We start from the raw sequence: 15,930 nt of genomic DNA on the forward strand, positions 1-15,930 counted from the left end.
CCCCCAGGTCATCCGTTCGACAGGGGGCAACAGTCATGCCGGGCCCGGAGGCCAGCGGCCCTCTTGCAGGACCGCGAAAAACATAACGGGGGTGATCAGCATCCATGTCTGCCGGACATGGATGCATCACGGCAGGCATTTCACGCGCGTGCGTGAGGTTCTTATTCTCGGCAACATGAACGAAGCGACCGAGACGACTCGGCGAGGACAGCGATGACGACGACAGGGCTGCTGCCCCGGCAGGAGTGCGCGGTCATGGTCCTGGGCGGTCCTACGGCCGTCATCGACATCGGCGGCCTGCGCATCGTCACCGACCCGACCTTCGACGCCGCCGGTCCTCACGGATACCTCACCAAGACGGCCGGGCCCGGTGTCGGCGCGGATGAATTGGGCCCGGTCGATCTCGTTCTGGTCAGTCACGATCTGCATCCGGACAACCTCGACGAGCACGGCCGCGCCTTCGCGCTGGCTGCCCCGCTGGTCCTCACCGGTCCCCGTTCCGCCGGCCGGCTCGGCTCCCCGGCGGTCGGCCTCTCCCCCTGGACGAGCTATGCCCTGCCGCGCGCGGACGGCAACGGCGATCTGACCGTACTGGCCGTTCCTGCGGTCCACGGTCCCGAGGACGGCGAGCGCGACGCGGATGGGAACGTCAACTGCGAGGTCACCGGGTTCGTGCTGTCGGGACAAGGCCTTCCCACCGTCTACGTGAGTGGCGACAACGCCTCGATCCGTACAGTCGCGGAAATCTCCCGCCGCGTACCGGACATCGGCGCAGCCGTACTGAACGCCGGGGCGGCGCGCGTGCCCGCGAAATTCGAGGGCCGTCCCCTTTCCCTGGACAGCTGCCGGGCCTCGGCGGCGGCAGCCGTCCTGGACGCGGGCATCGTGATTCCGGCCCACTACGACGGCTGGACCCACTTCACCGAAGGGCTGACGGACATCGAGCTGGCGTTCAGCGAAGCGGGCCTGTCCTCCCTCCTGCGGATCTCGCCGCACGGAGACTGGGTGACCCTGCGCCCCTGAGCAAATCCGTCCACTCAGCCATAAGAACTTGCCATTCACACAGCTGAGTTGACGGCTTTGCTTGATCAATACCTGTATTTCCATAAGGGAGTTCGGTCCTTGTCGACCAAGGCCGCTCGGACTCTCTCCAGGAAGCCGGGGGGACGAATGGTCGACTGTGCGAGCCGGAGATCGGCATCGAGGCACTCCCGCACTGTGCGCTGCCTGCCGGCTGTCAGCAGGGCGTGGGCGATGCGCAGGCTCTGCGGCGAGACGGCGTCGAGAGTGTCCCGCGTGGCCACTGCCCACGGACTGTCGAGGCAGTGCAGCCTTTCCCTGATCCCGGCGACGCCAATGACACCGAACGCCCAGTCAAGTTCTCCTCGCACCTTCTCCAACTGACGGTCCCCCACCGGGGATTGCTGGCCGAGGCACTCCAGAGCGGTGTCCACCGGGATGCCGACGTCATCAGCCAGGGCGTCCGCGACCGCGTCGAGCCGGTTCGCCGGGATGAAGTGCATGGCCAGCCCGGTGTACAGCGCGTCGGCTGCGTCGCGCCGGTGGCCGGTCAGTATCACCGCTCGTCCCCCCACCTGTCCGGGCGTCGGCGCGGCCGAGGCGCGTTCGTCGGCGAGCTGTTCACCCTTTCGCTCAAGGACACGTTCGGCGACGGCGAGTTCATCCCGCTCGGCTCGCACCTCCGTCAGCTGCTTGGCCAGCTGTTCCTCGAGTTCGTCCAGCTCCGCCCGCCGCGCGGTGATCCGTTCCGGCAGCTCGGGATCCATGTACGGATCGCAGAAGGCCGCCCCGCCCCAGCGAGCAGGAATCAACGAACCGTCCGGCTCCGTCAGACGATCTACTCCTCAGACAGCACCCCCAAGCAGCGCTGTTCGCCTGGCATCGAAGCCACAACCGGCAAATGATCTCTACCGCAGACAGCCCACGACCAGCGCAAGCACCTGGAAGAGTGTCACTGGGCCGGGATCGGCTGGGTCAGGTTCACCGGGTTGCCGTCGGGGTCCTGGATGTGGGCGACGCGCTGTCCCCACGGCATGTCGTTGGGGCCGCTGCGGACCGAGCCGCCCAGAGCCTCCACGCGGCCGAGCGTCTCGTCGACGTCGTCGACACCGATGCTGAGCAGGATCCGCGGTGCCGCCCCGGTCCCCAGGTCCGTCTTGGTTACCAGCCCGAGGTCGGTGTCGCCGATGCGCAAGCCGCGGTAGAAGGCCGGCCCTTCCTCCGGCACCCGGAAGATCTCCTGGGCGCCGAACAACTTCGTATAGAAGCCCAGCAGGACGTCCTGGTCGGCAGTCAGGATCACTGGCTGGATGGTGGACATGGCACTCCTATCGAGAACGGTCGTGTCGCTGGGTAGACCGTTCGCGGACGGTGAACTCATCGGCAAGGCCGCCCTGCCAGACGATCTACGCCCCAGACTACCGCCCACGACCAGCGTGAGCACCCCGAGAACCGGTCACACCAGCCCCTTGACCTGCGGTTTCAAGTTGGCGGAGGTTCAGTGCTCGGTGCTGACCCGGGAGACGTGGTACTGGCGGATGCGCCAGGCGTCGCCGTCCCGCTGGAGGACCAGCGACATGTGCACCGCGGTCTCCCAGCCGTCCGGGTCACCGAAAGTGACGTCCGCGAAGCCTCCGGCCATCTGCTCGCCCATCGTGTAGGTGTGGAGGATCGTCACGTTGGCGCTGCGATTGCCTGGGACGGCGGCGTAGTAGTCGCGTACGGCATCCCGGCCGGAGAGGACCTCGGGTCCGAATCCCTGGAACAGGGCGTCGGGAGTGAACAGGTCGGCCATGACGTCGGGCTCATGGCCATCGAAGGCGGCCTTCCAGTTCTTCAGTACGTTGTGCATCGGATTGCTCATCGAGTTACCTCTTGTCCATGCGTAAGGGATGACAAGGCGGCACCTGACTCAATGATCCCCTCATGCCGCCGGACCGACCCCAACTAGGCGACCGGTCTAGTACAGACTAGTCGAGCGGTCGCATACCAGCAACACGGGACGGACGAGTGACGCCGAGAGAAGATCATCACCGCCGTGCAGTCACTGATCGAACTGCGCGGTCACTCAGCGCTGGGCGTGGCCGAGATCTGCAGGTCGACTGGTGCGCCAGGGGCAGCTTCCACTACTTCTTCGACTCCAGGGAGGCCTGGCACTCACGGTCCTCGGCAGCGATGCGGAACCCCGCAGCGACTGCGGCAACTGTTCGAGGAGAGCGGGGCGGCTCAGCGCGACGGCCAGAAGACCTGCGGCACCACCTCGGGGTGCTTGTTCAATCTCACCCTGGAACTGGGCAATCAGACCGAATCGATCCGCCGCCCGCAGAAGATCTCCGATGCCCAGGTGGGCATGGTCGAGGCGGTCGTCGCCGAAGCCCTTCGGCGGGGAGAGGCCGGCGTCGCCGACCCTCGGGAAGCGGCCCGCCCCAGCAGGGCTTTGCCGGGTGGTGTCGTGGGGCTGCCATGGGGTGGATTGTCGGCAGGTGGGGCAGGTTCCAGCCCCTACCAGGACTGTGGTGTGGTGGCCTGAATGCCGTTCAGGAGGGTGTCGATGCCCCAGCGTCGGCGCTCGGCCGGGGTACCGGAGACGAGGTTGTCGGCCTGAGCACGCACATGCGGGTGCACGTCGGGTGAGGCCCCGGCGAGGGCCTGGCGCAGCTGGTTCCAGTCCTGTTCGGCGTTGGAATCCTCGCGGCGGGCGGAATGCTCGGCGGCCGAGGCGGTCGCGGTCTGCAGCAGCACGTCGACACCCCACGCGGCCTGGAGATCGGGAACGCCGCCTTCGGCGAGCAGCGCGAGCAGGGTCTCCAGAAGGGCGAGATAGTTGCCACCCGCAGGGCGGGCGACCAGCGCGGACCGGGCAAGGGCCGGGTGAGCAAACAGGACCTCTTCGTAGTTGGCGAGCACGGCATCCAGCCGGCCGCGCCAGTCCGCTCCTGCGAGGGTGACGTCCAGGTCGACCCGGCCCAGCAGCCGGTCCAGGATCGCGGCGTGCAGCTCAGCGGTGTTGGCGAGGTACACGTACAGGGAGGCCGGCCCCGTGTCGAGGGCCTGGGCGAGGCGGCGCATGGTGACGCGCTGCAGGCCCTCCTGCTCCATGAGCTTGACGGCGGTGTCGATGATGCCCTCGCGGGTGAGGGCGGGCTTGGCGGGCCGCTCGCGGCGGCTCTGCGAGGCAGGCATGTCGCGATTCTAAGACGAAACACGTTCGGAGCGAACGCGTTCGCTTTCGGCTTCAAAGACGGCGTCCCCAATGGGCCTCTTGCCGTACGGGTTCCCGCGGAAGCTACGAACTTGTTCGTTACGAACATGTTCGTTAGGGTGAACGGGTCACTGTCCACCGCGCAGCCCTGAAAGGCGTGATCTGTCATGACGTCCCCTTCCAGCCAGGCGGACGCCGTAAGACCGGCCGATGCCATCGAAGTTCCCAAGAACATCCGCTGGGTCCTGCTCGGCATCTTGCTGGCCCTGCTGCTGTCCATGCTCGACGGACTGATCGTCGGCACAGCGATGCCGACCGTCGTCGCCGACCTCGGCGGCCTGAACCACATGTCGTGGGTCGTCACCGGGTACACCTTGGCCACCGCCTGTTCGACACCTGTGTGGGGCAAGCTCGGCGACCTCTTCAACCGCAAGACGGTGTTCCTCGCCTCGATCGTTCTCTTCCTCGTGGCGTCGGTTCTGTGCGGCATGGCCCCGTCGATGAACGCGCTGATCATCTTCCGTGTCATCCAGGGCCTGGGCGCGGGCGGCATGGGAGCCGGCGCGTTCGCCCTCATCGGCGCGCTGCTGCCGCCGCGTGAGCGCGGCAGGTACCAGGGCATGGTCGCCGGCGTCATGGCCATCGGACAGCTCGGCGGGCCCCTCGTCGGCGGTTTCGTCACAGGCCACCTGGGCTGGCGCTGGGCCTTCTACATCAACGTGCCCATCGGCCTGATCTGCATCGCCTGGTGCTGGATCGTGCTGCGCGTCCCGGCCGTACAGCGTCAGGGCAAGGTCACCATGGACTGGTGGGGCATCACGTTCCTCACCGGCGTGATCTCCGCGCTCATCATGGCCGCGACCTGGGCGGGCAGCACCTACGCCTGGAACTCCCGGCAGATCATCGGCCTGGCCGTCATCGCCGTTGCGCTGCTGGCCGCCTTCATCGCCACCGAGCGGCGGGTCAAGGAGCCGCTGATGCCGCTGCGCATCTACAGCGGACACCCCAACTTCCCACTCTCCGCGATCCTGCTCACGGTCACCGGCATCGCCCTGTTCGGTGCCACCCTCTACCTGCCGCTCTACCAGCAGCTTGTCCAGGGAGCCTCCGCATCCCACTCCGGCCTGCTCCTGCTGCCCATGATGATCGCCACGCTGATAGCGTCGAACATCGCGGGCAAGGTCATGACGGCAACCGGCCGGTACAAGATCTTCCCGGTCATTGGCGCGATCTGCCTCGTCATGGGCATGGGCCTGCTGTCCACCATGGGCGCCGACACCTCGCGCGTACTGACCAGCGTTTACATGGCGATCGTCGGCGCGGGCACCGGCTTCACGCTGCAGATGGCCAACACCATCGCGCAGAACGCCGTCGAACTGCGCGACATCGGCTCCGCCTCGGCCGCCACCAACCTCTTCCGCAACCTGGGCGGCTCGCTCGGCATCGCCGTGTTCGCCTCCTTGTTCACCGGCGCCGTCGCCGGCAGTGCCAGCCAGACACCGGGCGACGGATCCAACCCCGGCCACGCCACCGAGCACCTGTCCGCGGCCGCCCGTCAGATGTACATCCACGATGTCGCCCACGCCACCCACCTCATCTTCCTCACCGGCGCGTGCATCGCCCTTGCCGCGCTCATCGCCGCCTTGTTCATCAAGGAAGTGCCGCTGCGCGGCAAGCTCGGCGGGGCCGCCCCGGCGAAGCCCAGGACCAAGTCCGTCCCCGCCATCTGACCGGCACCTGCACCATGGCCGGCCACCCGCTCTTGCACCACCCCCTCGACACCGGGAAACTCCATGACCACCACACACATCACCAACGCCCGCGTCTTTGACGGCCACACGCTGCTGGACGCCACCACGGTCACCCTCGACGACCAGACGATCACTGCAGTCGGCGCCCCGACCGCGCCGGACGGAGCCGAGACCGTCGACGCGCGCGGCGGCACCCTGATGCCCGGCCTCATCGACGCCCATGTGCACACCTCCATCGATTCGCTGCGTGAAGCGCTCAAGTTCGGCGTCACCACCGAGCTGGAGATGCAGGGCTACTGGACTCCCGAACAGCGCACCGAGATCAACGCCGACGACACGATCGCCGATGTCCGAAGCGCCCTGATCGCGCTGATGGCCAAGGGCGGCCACCCCTCTGAGCTGATGGAAGGGCTCGGCGAGCACGACCCGAGAGCAGGCGAGCACGAGGGATGGGTCATGCCCTCGGCGGCCACCCCCGACGAGGCCCGCGCGCACGTACAGGCCTTCGCCAAGGCCGGCTCCGACTACATCAAGGTGATGATCGAAGAGGGGACGGCCATGGGCCACCCCGGTCTACCCGTGCTCGACATGGAGACCATCAAGGCCGCTGTGGACGAAGCCCACAAGCTCGGCCTCAAGGTCATTGCCCACGCCATCACCCTGGACGCCACCCGCCAGGCCCTGGACGCCGGCGCCGACGGACTCGCCCACCTCTTCATCGACCAGAAGGCCGACGAACGGATCGTCAATGCCCTCGCCGACGCCGATGTCTTCGTGACGCCCTGCCTGGTCGTCAGCTCCTCGCTCATCGGTCACGACGCGGCCCACATCGCCGACGACCCCCGGGTCGCCAGCCGCCTGCCCCAGGTATGGCTCGACACCCTGCGCGGCAGGTTCAACACCTTCCCCCAGGGCAACCTCCAGCACGTCCTCGACAGCGTCGCAGCCCTCCACGCGGCAGGGGTGGACATCCTCGCCGGCACCGACGCAGCCATCCCCGTGCCCTCCCATGGAGGCGTCGCGCACGGTGCGAGTGTCCACCACGAACTCGCCCTCCTCGTGCAGGCCGGACTGCCCAACGAAGCTGCCCTGGCCGCCGCCACGTCAGTACCCGCGCGCTGCTTCAACCTCGCCGACCGCGGCCGCATCGCGCCCGGCCTGCGCGCGGACCTGCTGCTCGTCGACGGCAACCCCCTCAAAGAGATCTCCCACAGCCTCGACATCAACACCATCTGGCGTCGCGGAGGCCGAGCGACGAACACTGACGGGCCAGTGTCCGTTCCATGAGTCAGGTGAGCGTGCTGGCCAGCAGTGTGGCGGTCTCGGCGCTCAGAAGATTGTCGGGCGAGGCGTCGGGCGCGGGCTTTGTCGTGAGGACTGCCATGACGACGGGTGCGTGTCCCGGGGGCCAGGTGATGCCGCCGGCGAGGATGCCGGAGCCGTAGGGTTCGTCGAGGGCGAGGGTCGGTTCGACGGGTTCGGTGCGGTTGACGCCCAGGCCCCAGGCGGCCGGCCCAGCGGCCCCTCGACAGAAGTGAGGCTGCCGCGCTCGAAGCCCGGCACCCTGCCCGTCTCCATCGCGAGCCAGAGGGCCGCACCGAGCAGCACCGGAGCACCGCTGCAGAGACCGGTGCAAGAACTGCACCTGTAGGGCGGCCCCGGCGTGCCCCAGCGTGTGGCGCCGCAGTTCGCCCGTGTTGTGAATTCCGTCTTCCTTCGGGGCACGCAGGACGGTGACGGCGTGCGCGGTGTGCAGCAGGGCGAGGACCACAGCGGCGAGCACGAGCAGCAGGACCGTCACGACGGCACCGACCCTGAGCAGCGTGTCCCACTGGTCCGCGTACGCGCCGTAGGAGTCCTCGTTGGCAATGGAGGCCTCGGCATCGCGGCGTGCGTCCTCGAAGGCGCGCCACGCGAGGCCGAGCCCCACTGCCAGGACTCCGATGCCGGGGAGAGCCGTCAACTCGCTCACGGCAAGCGTGAATCCGTATGACACGTGGCGACCACGCTGGAGAGCACGTAAGGCGGCGCGCACGATCCCCCACACGGTGCGGGGCGCGGGACCCGCCCCGCCGGTGCCGCGCGGGCGCCCGGTCGGTTCACGTATCCCGTCCGGAGCCCCCGAGTTGCCGCTCCGCGCTGCTTCTCCCTGCAGCGTTCCTTCCGAGTTGTCCGTGATGGCGGGATTATGCTACGGGGGGCGGCGCGTCGTTCCACTGTCGGGGCTGATGTCCGTCGCCCCGAGGGTGGCGGACAAACGGGTTCCGCACCCTCCCACCGCGTCCAGAAGTGCTCGGCGGCCCCGGCCCCATCGAGTCCGAGGGGAAGCCCGGAGGGGACGTTTGCGCCGCCGCGCGAGCCGTCGTGCCTTGCCGCCCTCTTCCGCCTCCGGACAGTGTGCGCCGGTCTTTCGTCCTCTCGCAGCCGAGCGGCGCGATGTCCTGCGCCGGTTCGCCAACGGCATCGACGCCACTGGCCACCGGGTCCACCGCGCGTTCCTCGCGAGTATTCGCGTCCTCGACGCAGGCGACCAGCAGCACCCGCTGTGCGTAGCGCTGATCGCGGTCGGTGCCGGAAAGAGGCGTTCGGTGGTGCCTGCACTACTTCACGTGGGCACCTGGCTGCATTGATGGGACCGGGGCGCTTTTCCTACCGTCGAAAGCTGTCGAATTCAGGCCCCTGGAAGGTACTCGCCCATGTCAGTGCCCCTGCCCGCCGCCGCCGTCCGCCTTGAGCGGGTCAGCAGGACCTACGGAGGTGATCAACCGGTCACGGCGCTGGCCGAGGTCGATGTCCGGTTCCTCCGCGGGACGATGACGGCGGTGATGGGGCCGTCCGGGTCCGGTAAGAGCACCCTGCTGCACTGCGCGGCCGGACTGGACCGGCCCACCTCGGGCCGTGTCATGATCGGCGCCACCGACCTGTCGTCGATGTCGGAGAAGCAGCTGACCGAGCTGCGCCGGGACCGGATCGGCTTCATCTTCCAGGCGTTCAACCTGGTCGGCGCGCTCAGCGTGGAACAGAACATCCTGCTGCCGTCCCGGCTGTCCGGCAGGCGCCCGGACCCGGCGTGGCTCGCGGAGGTGATCGGACGGGTCGGGCTGGGCCACCGGCTCGGGCACCGCCCGGCGGAACTGTCCGGCGGCCAGCAGCAGCGGGTGGCGATCGCGCGGGCGCTGGTCACCCGGCCCGAGGTGATCTTCTGCGACGAGCCGACCGGGGCACTCGACACGCAGACAGCCGCCGAGGTTCTGGCCCTGCTGCGGTCGGTGGTGGACCAGGGCGGGCAGACGGTGATCATGGTGACCCACGACCCGGTCGCCGCGTCGTACGCCAACCGCGTCGTGGTCCTGGCCGACGGCCGGATCATGCAGGACATGCCACAGCCCGGCGTCCAGCGGATCGCCGAGCAGCTGGCGATGCTCGACCGCCGCCGGCAGCAGCCCGTCACGAGCCGGGAGGGCTGAGCGGTGCTCGGACTCGCCGCACAGATGCTGCGGTACCGCACGGGCACCTTCGTCGCCACGTTCATTGCGCTCGCTGCCGGGGTCGTGATCCTTACGGTGTGCGGGGTGCTCGTGGAGTCGGGGCTGCGGTACAACGGGGAGACGCAGCGGTACGGCGGGGCACTCGCCGTCGTCGCCAAGCATGAACTCACGGTGCAGGGGCCGGAACGCTTCGGTGAGCGCGAGACCAGCACGGTGACACTGCCCGAGCGCGGCGGCGTCCCGGAGTCGCTGGTCGGCAAGGTCGCCGCAGTCCCCGGCGTGGCGCGGGCGGTGGGAGATCGGACGATCAGCGTCGCGGCGGCGGTCGCGCCGAAGGTGCCGGTCACGGGCCACGGCTGGGGAAGCGCGGCGCTCACTCCCTACACAGTGGTATCCGGCACCAAGCCGCAGGCCGAGGGCGAGATCGCCGTGGACCAGCGGCTCGCAGCGGCGGGGAAGCTGCGTTCCGGCAGCATCACGACGATACTCACCGACGGTGCCGCCCAGCAGGTCCGGGTCAGCGGCGTCGTCAGGGCGTCGGGCGCCCGCGGGCCGCTGTTCTTCACCGACGCACAGGCGGCCCGGCTCTCCCCCCGTCCCGGCCTTGTCGACGCGATCGGCGTGCTTCCTGCGAAGGGCGCCAACCGGGCGGCCGTCACCGCCGCGGTGAAGCGCATCACGGACGGCACCGGGACAACGGTGTACACGGGTGGTGAGCGGGGGCTGGCCGAGCAGCCCGAGGCGGCTGCCGCCAAGAGCTTCACCGTGGAGGCCGGCGGTGCGTTCGGCGGCTACGCCGCACTGATCACCGGTTTCGTGGTCGCCGCGACGGTCGGCCTGTCGGTGCGGCACCGCCGCCGCGACTTCGCCCTGCTGCGGGCGATCGCGGCGACCCCGGGCCAGGTGCGGATGCTGATCCTCGGCGAGGTGGGCATGCTCAGCCTGTTCGCGGCGGTGGTGGGCGTCCCACTCGGCCTGCTCGCCGGCCTCTGGATCAGGGACGAGCTGGTGACCCGCGGGTTCGTCCCGGAGACGTTCACCATGAACGGCGGGGTCCTGGCCGCGCCGGCGGTGACCGTCGCGGTGGCCGCCGTCGCGCTGCTTTCCGCCTGGATCGCCGCCCGGCGCACCACCCGCATCCGCCCCACCGAGGCGCTCGGCGAGGCGTCCGTGGAGCGGACTCTGGGCGGCAAGGTCCGGATCGTGTCCGGCATGACGCTTCTCGGCGTCGCGTTCGCACTGATCGCCCTCACCGGCAGCACCAGCGGCCAGACCGCCATGGGATCCGCGGTGGGCATGCTGTACACGTTCGTTCTGGCGGTCGCGCTGCTCGCCCCGTGGATCAACCGGGCCGCCGCCGTGGCGCTCGCCCCGGTTCTGCGGACAGTGTTCGGCGACAGCGGATACCTGGCCGCCGCGAACCTGCGGGCAAACGCGCGCGGCATGGTCGCCGTCCTGACGGCGCTGGTGCTCTCCGTGGGATTCGGCGGCACCGTCTGGTTCCTGCAGGACAACCTGGAACGCCAGACCGTGATCCAGAGCGAGGAGGGCACGATCGCCCAGCACGCGCTGGTCAGCGGCGCGGGCCTGCCCGCCGAGGCGGCCTCGCGGACCCGGCAGATCCCCGGGGTGCTCTCCGCGACCGGGGTCCGCCGTACCTCGGTGCTCGTGCCCTTCGTGGACGAGGCGATGGCGGTGGTCGCGCAAGGCATTGATCCCCAGGGTGCGAGCAAGACCACGAACCTGAAGGTGACGTCCGGGAACCTGGACGATCTGCGGGGCCGCGACACGGTGGCGGTCTCCTCGTCCCAGGCGGACACGTCGGGCTGGAAGGTCGGCAGCACGGCCAGGATGTGGCTCGGGGACGGAACGCCGGTCACCCTGAGGGTCGTCGCCGTCTACGGCCGGGGCTTCGGGTTCGGCGACGTCACACTGGCCAACGAAACGCTCGCCGGGCACACCGCGACTGGCCTGGACGACCACGTGCTGATCCGCAGCGCGCCGGGCGCCGACGTGGGGCCGGCCCTGGCGAAGCTCGCGCGTGCGTACCCGGCGAGCACCGTGACCGGCGCCGATCAGTTCACCGGCGAGCTGGCCAAGGACCTGGCGATCAGTTCCTGGCTCAACCGGCTGCTGGTCGCCGTGCTGGTCGGGTACGCGGTGCTCGCGGCCGCCAACACGCTCATCATGGCCGCGCTGGGCCGGGCCCGGGAGCTGTCGCTGCTGCGCCTGGTCGGGGTGACCCGCCGCCAGGCGAAGCGGATGGCCAACGCCGAGCAGGCCGCGTTGCTGGGCGTGGCGCTCACGATCGGCGTCGCGGTCGCGGCAGTCACGCTGTCCTCGATCGTCAACGCCGTTGCCGGGCAGCCCGTCCCGTACGTTCCGGCGCTGGGCCTGGTCGTCGTCATCGGCGGTGCGGTCGCGCTGGCGCTGGTGTCCACGGTCATCCCGATCGGGCGGCTCCTGCGCACCCCGCCGGTCGAGGGAATGGGCATCCGCGAATAGCACCGCACACCGCTCCGCATCAGTCGGGTGCGCCCACGGGTGATGCGTTCTCAGTCGGCGAGACGGAGTTCGGCGTTCGCGTGATGGGGACGGTCCGGTCGTGGTCGGCCATGGGGGACGGTGGGCCGGCCGGTCCTGTCGCATGGGGGCGACGGCGAGGCTACGGATCGTGGCTGCAGAGCTGGGGCGCGCTCGGGTGAGGCGGCGGGTCGGTCCATAACGTGGACGTGTCAGCGGCTGTGATGATTACGTCGTTGCCGGACGCTGCGCTGAACGTCGGGGTGCGTGCCCGCAGCGAGGAAACTGCCGCAGCCGGCCCCGCTGTCGTGGCTGAGCAGGCCCGGGCAGCGTGGGTGCGACTGTCGCAGCAGCTGGGCATGGAGTCGGTCGGTCGGCGGGTGGCTGTCCTCCACCGGCCGGGAGAGGAGATGTTGCCCGACGGGTACCTGCAGACCCGTTGCGTCGGGCTGACGGTGCACCTCGATGACCTCGCGCTCGGTGTCGATGCGCCATGCCGAGTGCCCGATGCTGTGCTCGCTGCCGCGGTGGATGTGCTCGTTGTCGCCGCCCGGGACCGGCACGGCGGCCAAGCCGTGTTGAATGCGCTCGCCAGGCGTGAGCGTGACGTTGACCAGGCCCTGTGTGTGCTGTAGGTCTGCCGCACTACGGACGGGCCATCCCCAAGGCCAGGAGATCAGCGTTCTGCCGCCGGTGCCAGGGGGGTTGGTGCGGGGCTGATGCGTTCTCGGGTCGCGAGATGGGCATGGCGCCCGAGAGTGATCCTGGGTGGGTGTTTGGTCCGGTTGGAGAACGACCGGCGCTGCGCCTCCCCCGACGCCTCCGCGCTCGGCCGGCTGTTGTCCCGGCTGGGCGGCGACGCGATGGACCGCCGCCATCGGGTCCGGCCTGGCGCGCCCGGCATCGCCGCCGCAGCCGACCACTACCGCTCACGCCCCGGCCACGCAGCCGCGATGCTCCAGCTCACCACCTGACAACGCATCGGCCCCGGATCTGCGCCGGATCAGCAAGTGGCCGGTCCGTCCTGGCCGCCGTACCGGGACGGTAGCGCTGGCTGGACCACGTTTCTTCCCGGGTGCGTCATGGAACCGGATGCTCTTGACCGAGATTCTTGAGGCGTTACTGAGAAACGTCCCCCACACCACTTACCAGTTGGTTTTGAGGAGCAACGGTGTCCGAGCACTTCCAGCCCGCCACCCGTCCGAACGTCCCGTCCAAGCGCCGCCGGAGGCTGTCACGGATCACCGTGGCGACCGCGGTCGGCGTCCTCGCCGCGGGTGGCCTGACGGGCTGCCAAGACGGCGACGCGTCCGACGCCGAGGCGGAGATCGGCACCTCGACGGCAAGAAGATCACCGTGCGGAACCTGCTCGGGCACACCAGCGGCCTCCCCGACTACACCGAGTTCGTGGAAGCGAACACCGCCACCGTCCCGAGCCGGACCTACACGGCGAAGGAACTCCTCGCCCCCGCACTGCGGCACAAGGCGGTGTTCCCTGCCGGGAAGAGGCGCCAGTACAGCAACACCAACTACATCGTCGCGGGGATGCTCGTCGAGAGGGTCACCCGCAAGCCGGTGGGCGAGGCGGTCACCGAGCGCGTCATCGAACGGCTCGGCCTGAAGGAGACCTACTGGCCCGAGCCCGGGGACAAGAACGTCCGGAAGCCGCGGATGGAGGGTTATATCGCGCCGCCTGGAGGCGAGTTGAAGAACGCCACCGAGATGGACCGTTCCTAGCCAGTGTGCATGAGTGGGTCCTGGACCCACTGATGTGTGCTGGGCGCGTCCCGAACGGTGTTGGATGCGCTGGGTTGCCGTTTTCTCGTCCCGTTCGGCGGCACGTCTTTGGGGGCGTGGTCCGTTGCGGGTGGGCGGGTTCCCTCACGTCCTCGGGTGCCTGGTTCGGCCTGGGCGGTCCGATGCCCCGCACGATCTCTCCGGTCGTGTGGGGGCGGTGCCGTCCGACGCCGGACCGGGTGTCCGAGGGCGCGTCGTCCGATCGCGATGCCGGCGGCATCATGACGGGACATCTTTCGTTTGGGGGTGGCCAGTGGTTTCTGCCAGTGCTGGGCCCCCCACACGCTGGTGTAGGCGGGGTCGACCGCGACGATGCTCAGGCCCTGTTCAGCGGCCATGGAGACGAGCCGGGCCTTGAACTTGCCGGTCGGGATGCCGGAGATCAGCTGCCGGAACCGTTTCCTGCGGCCGTGTTTCTCGCGGGTCTTCTCGGCGGTGAAGTCGAGGTCTTCGATGCCGATCGCGGCGACACCGGCACTCTTGGCCCAGTTGATCAGGCGGGTCAGCGCATGGCGGATCTGGGCATCGCGGTGAGTAGCGGTGCCGGACAGGTCGTAGAAGAAGCGCCGGGGCTCGCCGGTGGGGTTGCCGTGTGGGTCGAGGCGGTAGGCGGCGAAGTGGTCGGCGTTGGTGTCGACGCCGACCATGCCCCGGGCGCGGGCGGTCGCCAGCGGGATCGTCCGGACGACGGGGCGTTGCCAGGACGCGGTGAGGTACCAGCGGCCACGGTTCGTGTCGAGGTGGATGCGGTAGGCGACGGCCCGGTTCGCGGTGATGCGGTCGGCCCACTCCACGCCCCGGTGCGCAAACCTTACGGTCGAGGCGAGGGTGTACCGGCCGTGTTTGGTGTTGGCGAGGTGGGAGAGCGGGGCGGGCAGCTTGATGCTGATCTCGCCGTCCGGGGTGACACGGATGGTCTCGTTCCCGAACCGTTTCCCGGACTCGCCGTCGGCGGCGATGAACCAGCGTTCCGCTTCCCAGCGCTCCCGCCACTGCTCCTCGGTCAGCCGGGCCTGGGGGAGGTGGTGGCGGGTGTGGAGGAGGCGTTTGCCGCCCCGTACGACCCGGACGCGTCCGGTCTGCCGGTCACGGACCGCAGCATCATGCCGGGCTTCCAGCGCCGCGAGGCGGCGGGACTTGTGGAACCACTCACCCCTGGACCGGTAACCACCCGGGGCCCGCTTCGTTCCCGGCGCGCCGACGGGGAGGGACAGGCGGTGCCGCAGCGCCCTGATCCCGGCCTCCAGCATCTGGACGTGCGCCGCCTGGCAACGGCGCGCCAGTGCCCACTGGTCGTGGGTGGCCTTGGTGATCGCACCGGCGATCCGCGACGACGACACCCCGGTCAGGTCCCGCTTGCGTGACGCCCAGGTCTGCGCACTGTGCTCCAGGCCACCCGCACAACGGGCCTTCAGATCGCGTGAAACCAGACGGCCCTGGTGCTCACCGACCGCACGCAGAACCTCCTCGTCCCGGGGCGTGAGGTGCTTGAGACGGTCCCGGACCGCCACCCCGCAAAGCCCGGGAACCACGAACGGCGCCGCCAACTCCCGCACACCACCCACCACAACACCCCCACCCACAAGACCGGACACCCGCCACCCAGCCCAACGAGCACCAGCCCCCAAGGTCACCCATTCGACCCCAGAACCCCCGTTCCCACCCCACGAAGCCGCCGACAGGACTCACTCCTGCTCACCACAACCCACTTCAACGCAGCAAACCGACAGCAGCCCACCACCCCTCGGTCTCAGGAGCCGCAGGCATGGTGATCTCCACCCCGCGCGACCTCAACCGCTTCTTCGCGGGCCTGGTCGGCGGCAAGGTGGTGCCCGCAGCGCAGCTGAAGGAGATGCAGAAGACCGTCGAATCACCGGACGAGGAACCCAACACCGTCTTCGGTCTCGGCCTCGACGAGATAACTCTGTCCTGCGGCACGATGTGGGGCCACGGCGGCGACATCCACGGCTACGAGACTCGCGGTGGCGTGACCAGCGACGGCCGTGAGGTCACGGTGGCCGTCAACGCCCTGCCCGGCGCGATCATCTCCAAGCAGGACTCGAATGAGGCGATGACCAAGGAGGCCATACAGAAGATCGAGAAGGTCACGAACCTGGTCGACACGGCCATCTGTGGGTGACGAGACCGT

Annotated in this window: 16 protein-coding genes and 1 pseudogene; 10 read left to right on the forward strand and 7 right to left on the reverse strand. The window is 69.2% G+C overall.

Features of this window, described 5'->3' with window-relative positions; genetic code table 11:
* The first annotated feature begins 213 nt into the window (after window positions 1–213).
* Complete coding sequence (locus tag ACF08M_RS37650; RefSeq protein ID WP_392189807.1) at window positions 214–1,023, forward strand: MBL fold metallo-hydrolase; 810 nt, start codon at window positions 214–216, stop codon at window positions 1,021–1,023.
* A 65-nt stretch (window positions 1,024–1,088) separates the two neighbouring features.
* Here the strand turns inward: ACF08M_RS37650 and ACF08M_RS37655 are convergent, their stop codons facing one another.
* The 3 genes from ACF08M_RS37655 to ACF08M_RS37665 form a co-directional block, all read right to left on the reverse strand.
* Entirely contained in the window at window positions 1,089–1,787 is a 699-nt protein-coding gene (locus ACF08M_RS37655) for an enoyl-CoA hydratase/isomerase family protein (protein WP_392189808.1), read from the reverse strand.
* 185 nt (window positions 1,788–1,972) lie between these two features.
* Window positions 1,973–2,341 (reverse strand): VOC family protein, encoded by a 369-nt coding sequence (locus ACF08M_RS37660; RefSeq protein WP_392189809.1) that lies wholly within the window; start codon window positions 2,339–2,341, stop codon window positions 1,973–1,975.
* Between the two features lie 177 nt (window positions 2,342–2,518).
* Window positions 2,519–2,884 (reverse strand): YybH family protein, encoded by a 366-nt coding sequence (locus ACF08M_RS37665; RefSeq protein WP_392189810.1) that lies wholly within the window; start codon window positions 2,882–2,884, stop codon window positions 2,519–2,521.
* 405 nt (window positions 2,885–3,289) lie between these two features.
* Here ACF08M_RS37665 and ACF08M_RS37670 point away from each other — a divergent pair, with 405 nt between their 5' ends.
* A complete protein-coding gene (locus ACF08M_RS37670) occupies window positions 3,290–3,550 on the forward strand; it encodes a hypothetical protein (RefSeq protein ID WP_392189811.1) in 261 nt (86 codons plus the stop codon).
* Here the strand turns inward: ACF08M_RS37670 and ACF08M_RS37675 are convergent.
* Window positions 3,523–4,203 carry a TetR/AcrR family transcriptional regulator gene (locus ACF08M_RS37675; RefSeq protein WP_392189812.1) on the reverse strand — a complete coding sequence of 227 codons (681 nt, stop codon included), beginning with the start codon at window positions 4,201–4,203 and terminating at the stop codon, window positions 3,523–3,525. The two genes, ACF08M_RS37670 and ACF08M_RS37675, sit on opposite strands and share 28 nt — an antisense overlap.
* Before the next feature lie 186 nt (window positions 4,204–4,389).
* Here ACF08M_RS37675 and ACF08M_RS37680 point away from each other — a divergent pair, with 186 nt between their 5' ends.
* On the forward strand, window positions 4,390–5,952 hold the full coding sequence (locus ACF08M_RS37680; protein ID WP_392189813.1) for an MDR family MFS transporter: 1,563 nt from the start codon (window positions 4,390–4,392) through the stop codon (window positions 5,950–5,952).
* Window positions 5,953–6,015: 63 nt separating this feature from the next.
* A complete protein-coding gene (locus ACF08M_RS37685) occupies window positions 6,016–7,260 on the forward strand; it encodes an amidohydrolase family protein (RefSeq protein WP_392189814.1) in 1,245 nt (414 codons plus the stop codon).
* A gap of 1 nt (window position 7,261) precedes the next feature.
* On the opposite strand, the gene ACF08M_RS37690 is transcribed toward ACF08M_RS37685, so the two are convergent.
* The gene (locus ACF08M_RS37690) at window positions 7,262–7,945 is read right to left on the reverse strand and encodes a hypothetical protein (RefSeq protein ID WP_392189815.1); all 684 of its coding nucleotides are present in this window, start codon (window positions 7,943–7,945) and stop codon (window positions 7,262–7,264) included.
* Between the two features lie 397 nt (window positions 7,946–8,342).
* Between ACF08M_RS37690 and ACF08M_RS37695 the strand changes: the two genes are divergently transcribed.
* From ACF08M_RS37695 to ACF08M_RS37705, 3 genes are all read left to right on the forward strand, one after another.
* Window positions 8,343–8,603 carry a hypothetical protein gene (locus ACF08M_RS37695; protein WP_392189843.1) on the forward strand — a complete coding sequence of 87 codons (261 nt, stop codon included), beginning with the start codon at window positions 8,343–8,345 and terminating at the stop codon, window positions 8,601–8,603.
* Window positions 8,604–8,669: 66 nt separating this feature from the next.
* Window positions 8,670–9,440 carry an ABC transporter ATP-binding protein gene (locus ACF08M_RS37700; protein ID WP_392189816.1) on the forward strand — a complete coding sequence of 257 codons (771 nt, stop codon included), beginning with the start codon at window positions 8,670–8,672 and terminating at the stop codon, window positions 9,438–9,440.
* A 3-nt stretch (window positions 9,441–9,443) separates the two neighbouring features.
* Complete coding sequence (locus ACF08M_RS37705; protein WP_392189817.1) at window positions 9,444–11,966, forward strand: FtsX-like permease family protein; 2,523 nt, start codon at window positions 9,444–9,446, stop codon at window positions 11,964–11,966.
* Between the two features lie 230 nt (window positions 11,967–12,196).
* Here ACF08M_RS37705 and ACF08M_RS37710 read toward each other — a convergent pair whose 3' ends face one another.
* A complete protein-coding gene (locus ACF08M_RS37710; RefSeq protein WP_392189818.1) occupies window positions 12,197–12,556 on the reverse strand; it encodes a hypothetical protein in 360 nt (119 codons plus the stop codon).
* A 204-nt stretch (window positions 12,557–12,760) separates the two neighbouring features.
* Here ACF08M_RS37710 and ACF08M_RS37715 point away from each other — a divergent pair, with 204 nt between their 5' ends.
* Together ACF08M_RS37715 and ACF08M_RS37720 are read left to right on the forward strand one after the other, a co-directional pair.
* On the forward strand, window positions 12,761–12,958 hold the full coding sequence (locus ACF08M_RS37715; protein ID WP_392189819.1) for a hypothetical protein: 198 nt from the start codon (window positions 12,761–12,763) through the stop codon (window positions 12,956–12,958).
* A gap of 118 nt (window positions 12,959–13,076) precedes the next feature.
* On the forward strand, window positions 13,077–13,721 hold the full coding sequence (locus ACF08M_RS37720) for a serine hydrolase domain-containing protein (protein ID WP_392189820.1): 645 nt from the start codon (window positions 13,077–13,079) through the stop codon (window positions 13,719–13,721).
* Here ACF08M_RS37720 and ACF08M_RS37725 read toward each other — a convergent pair.
* Window positions 13,718–15,346: an IS200/IS605 family accessory protein TnpB-related protein gene (locus ACF08M_RS37725; RefSeq protein ID WP_392189841.1), complete on the reverse strand. Its 1,629-nt coding sequence runs from the start codon at window positions 15,344–15,346 to the stop codon at window positions 13,718–13,720. The genes ACF08M_RS37720 and ACF08M_RS37725 overlap by 4 nt on opposite strands.
* A 65-nt stretch (window positions 15,347–15,411) precedes the next feature.
* Between ACF08M_RS37725 and ACF08M_RS37730 the strand changes: the two are divergent.
* Window positions 15,412–15,921, forward strand: a pseudogene (locus ACF08M_RS37730) (serine hydrolase); the annotation flags it as partial.
* Window positions 15,922–15,930: the final 9 nt, after the last annotated feature.

It is taken from the genome of Streptomyces sp. NPDC015032 (assembly GCF_043080425.1).
Lineage (GTDB): Bacteria > Actinomycetota > Actinomycetes > Streptomycetales > Streptomycetaceae > Streptomyces.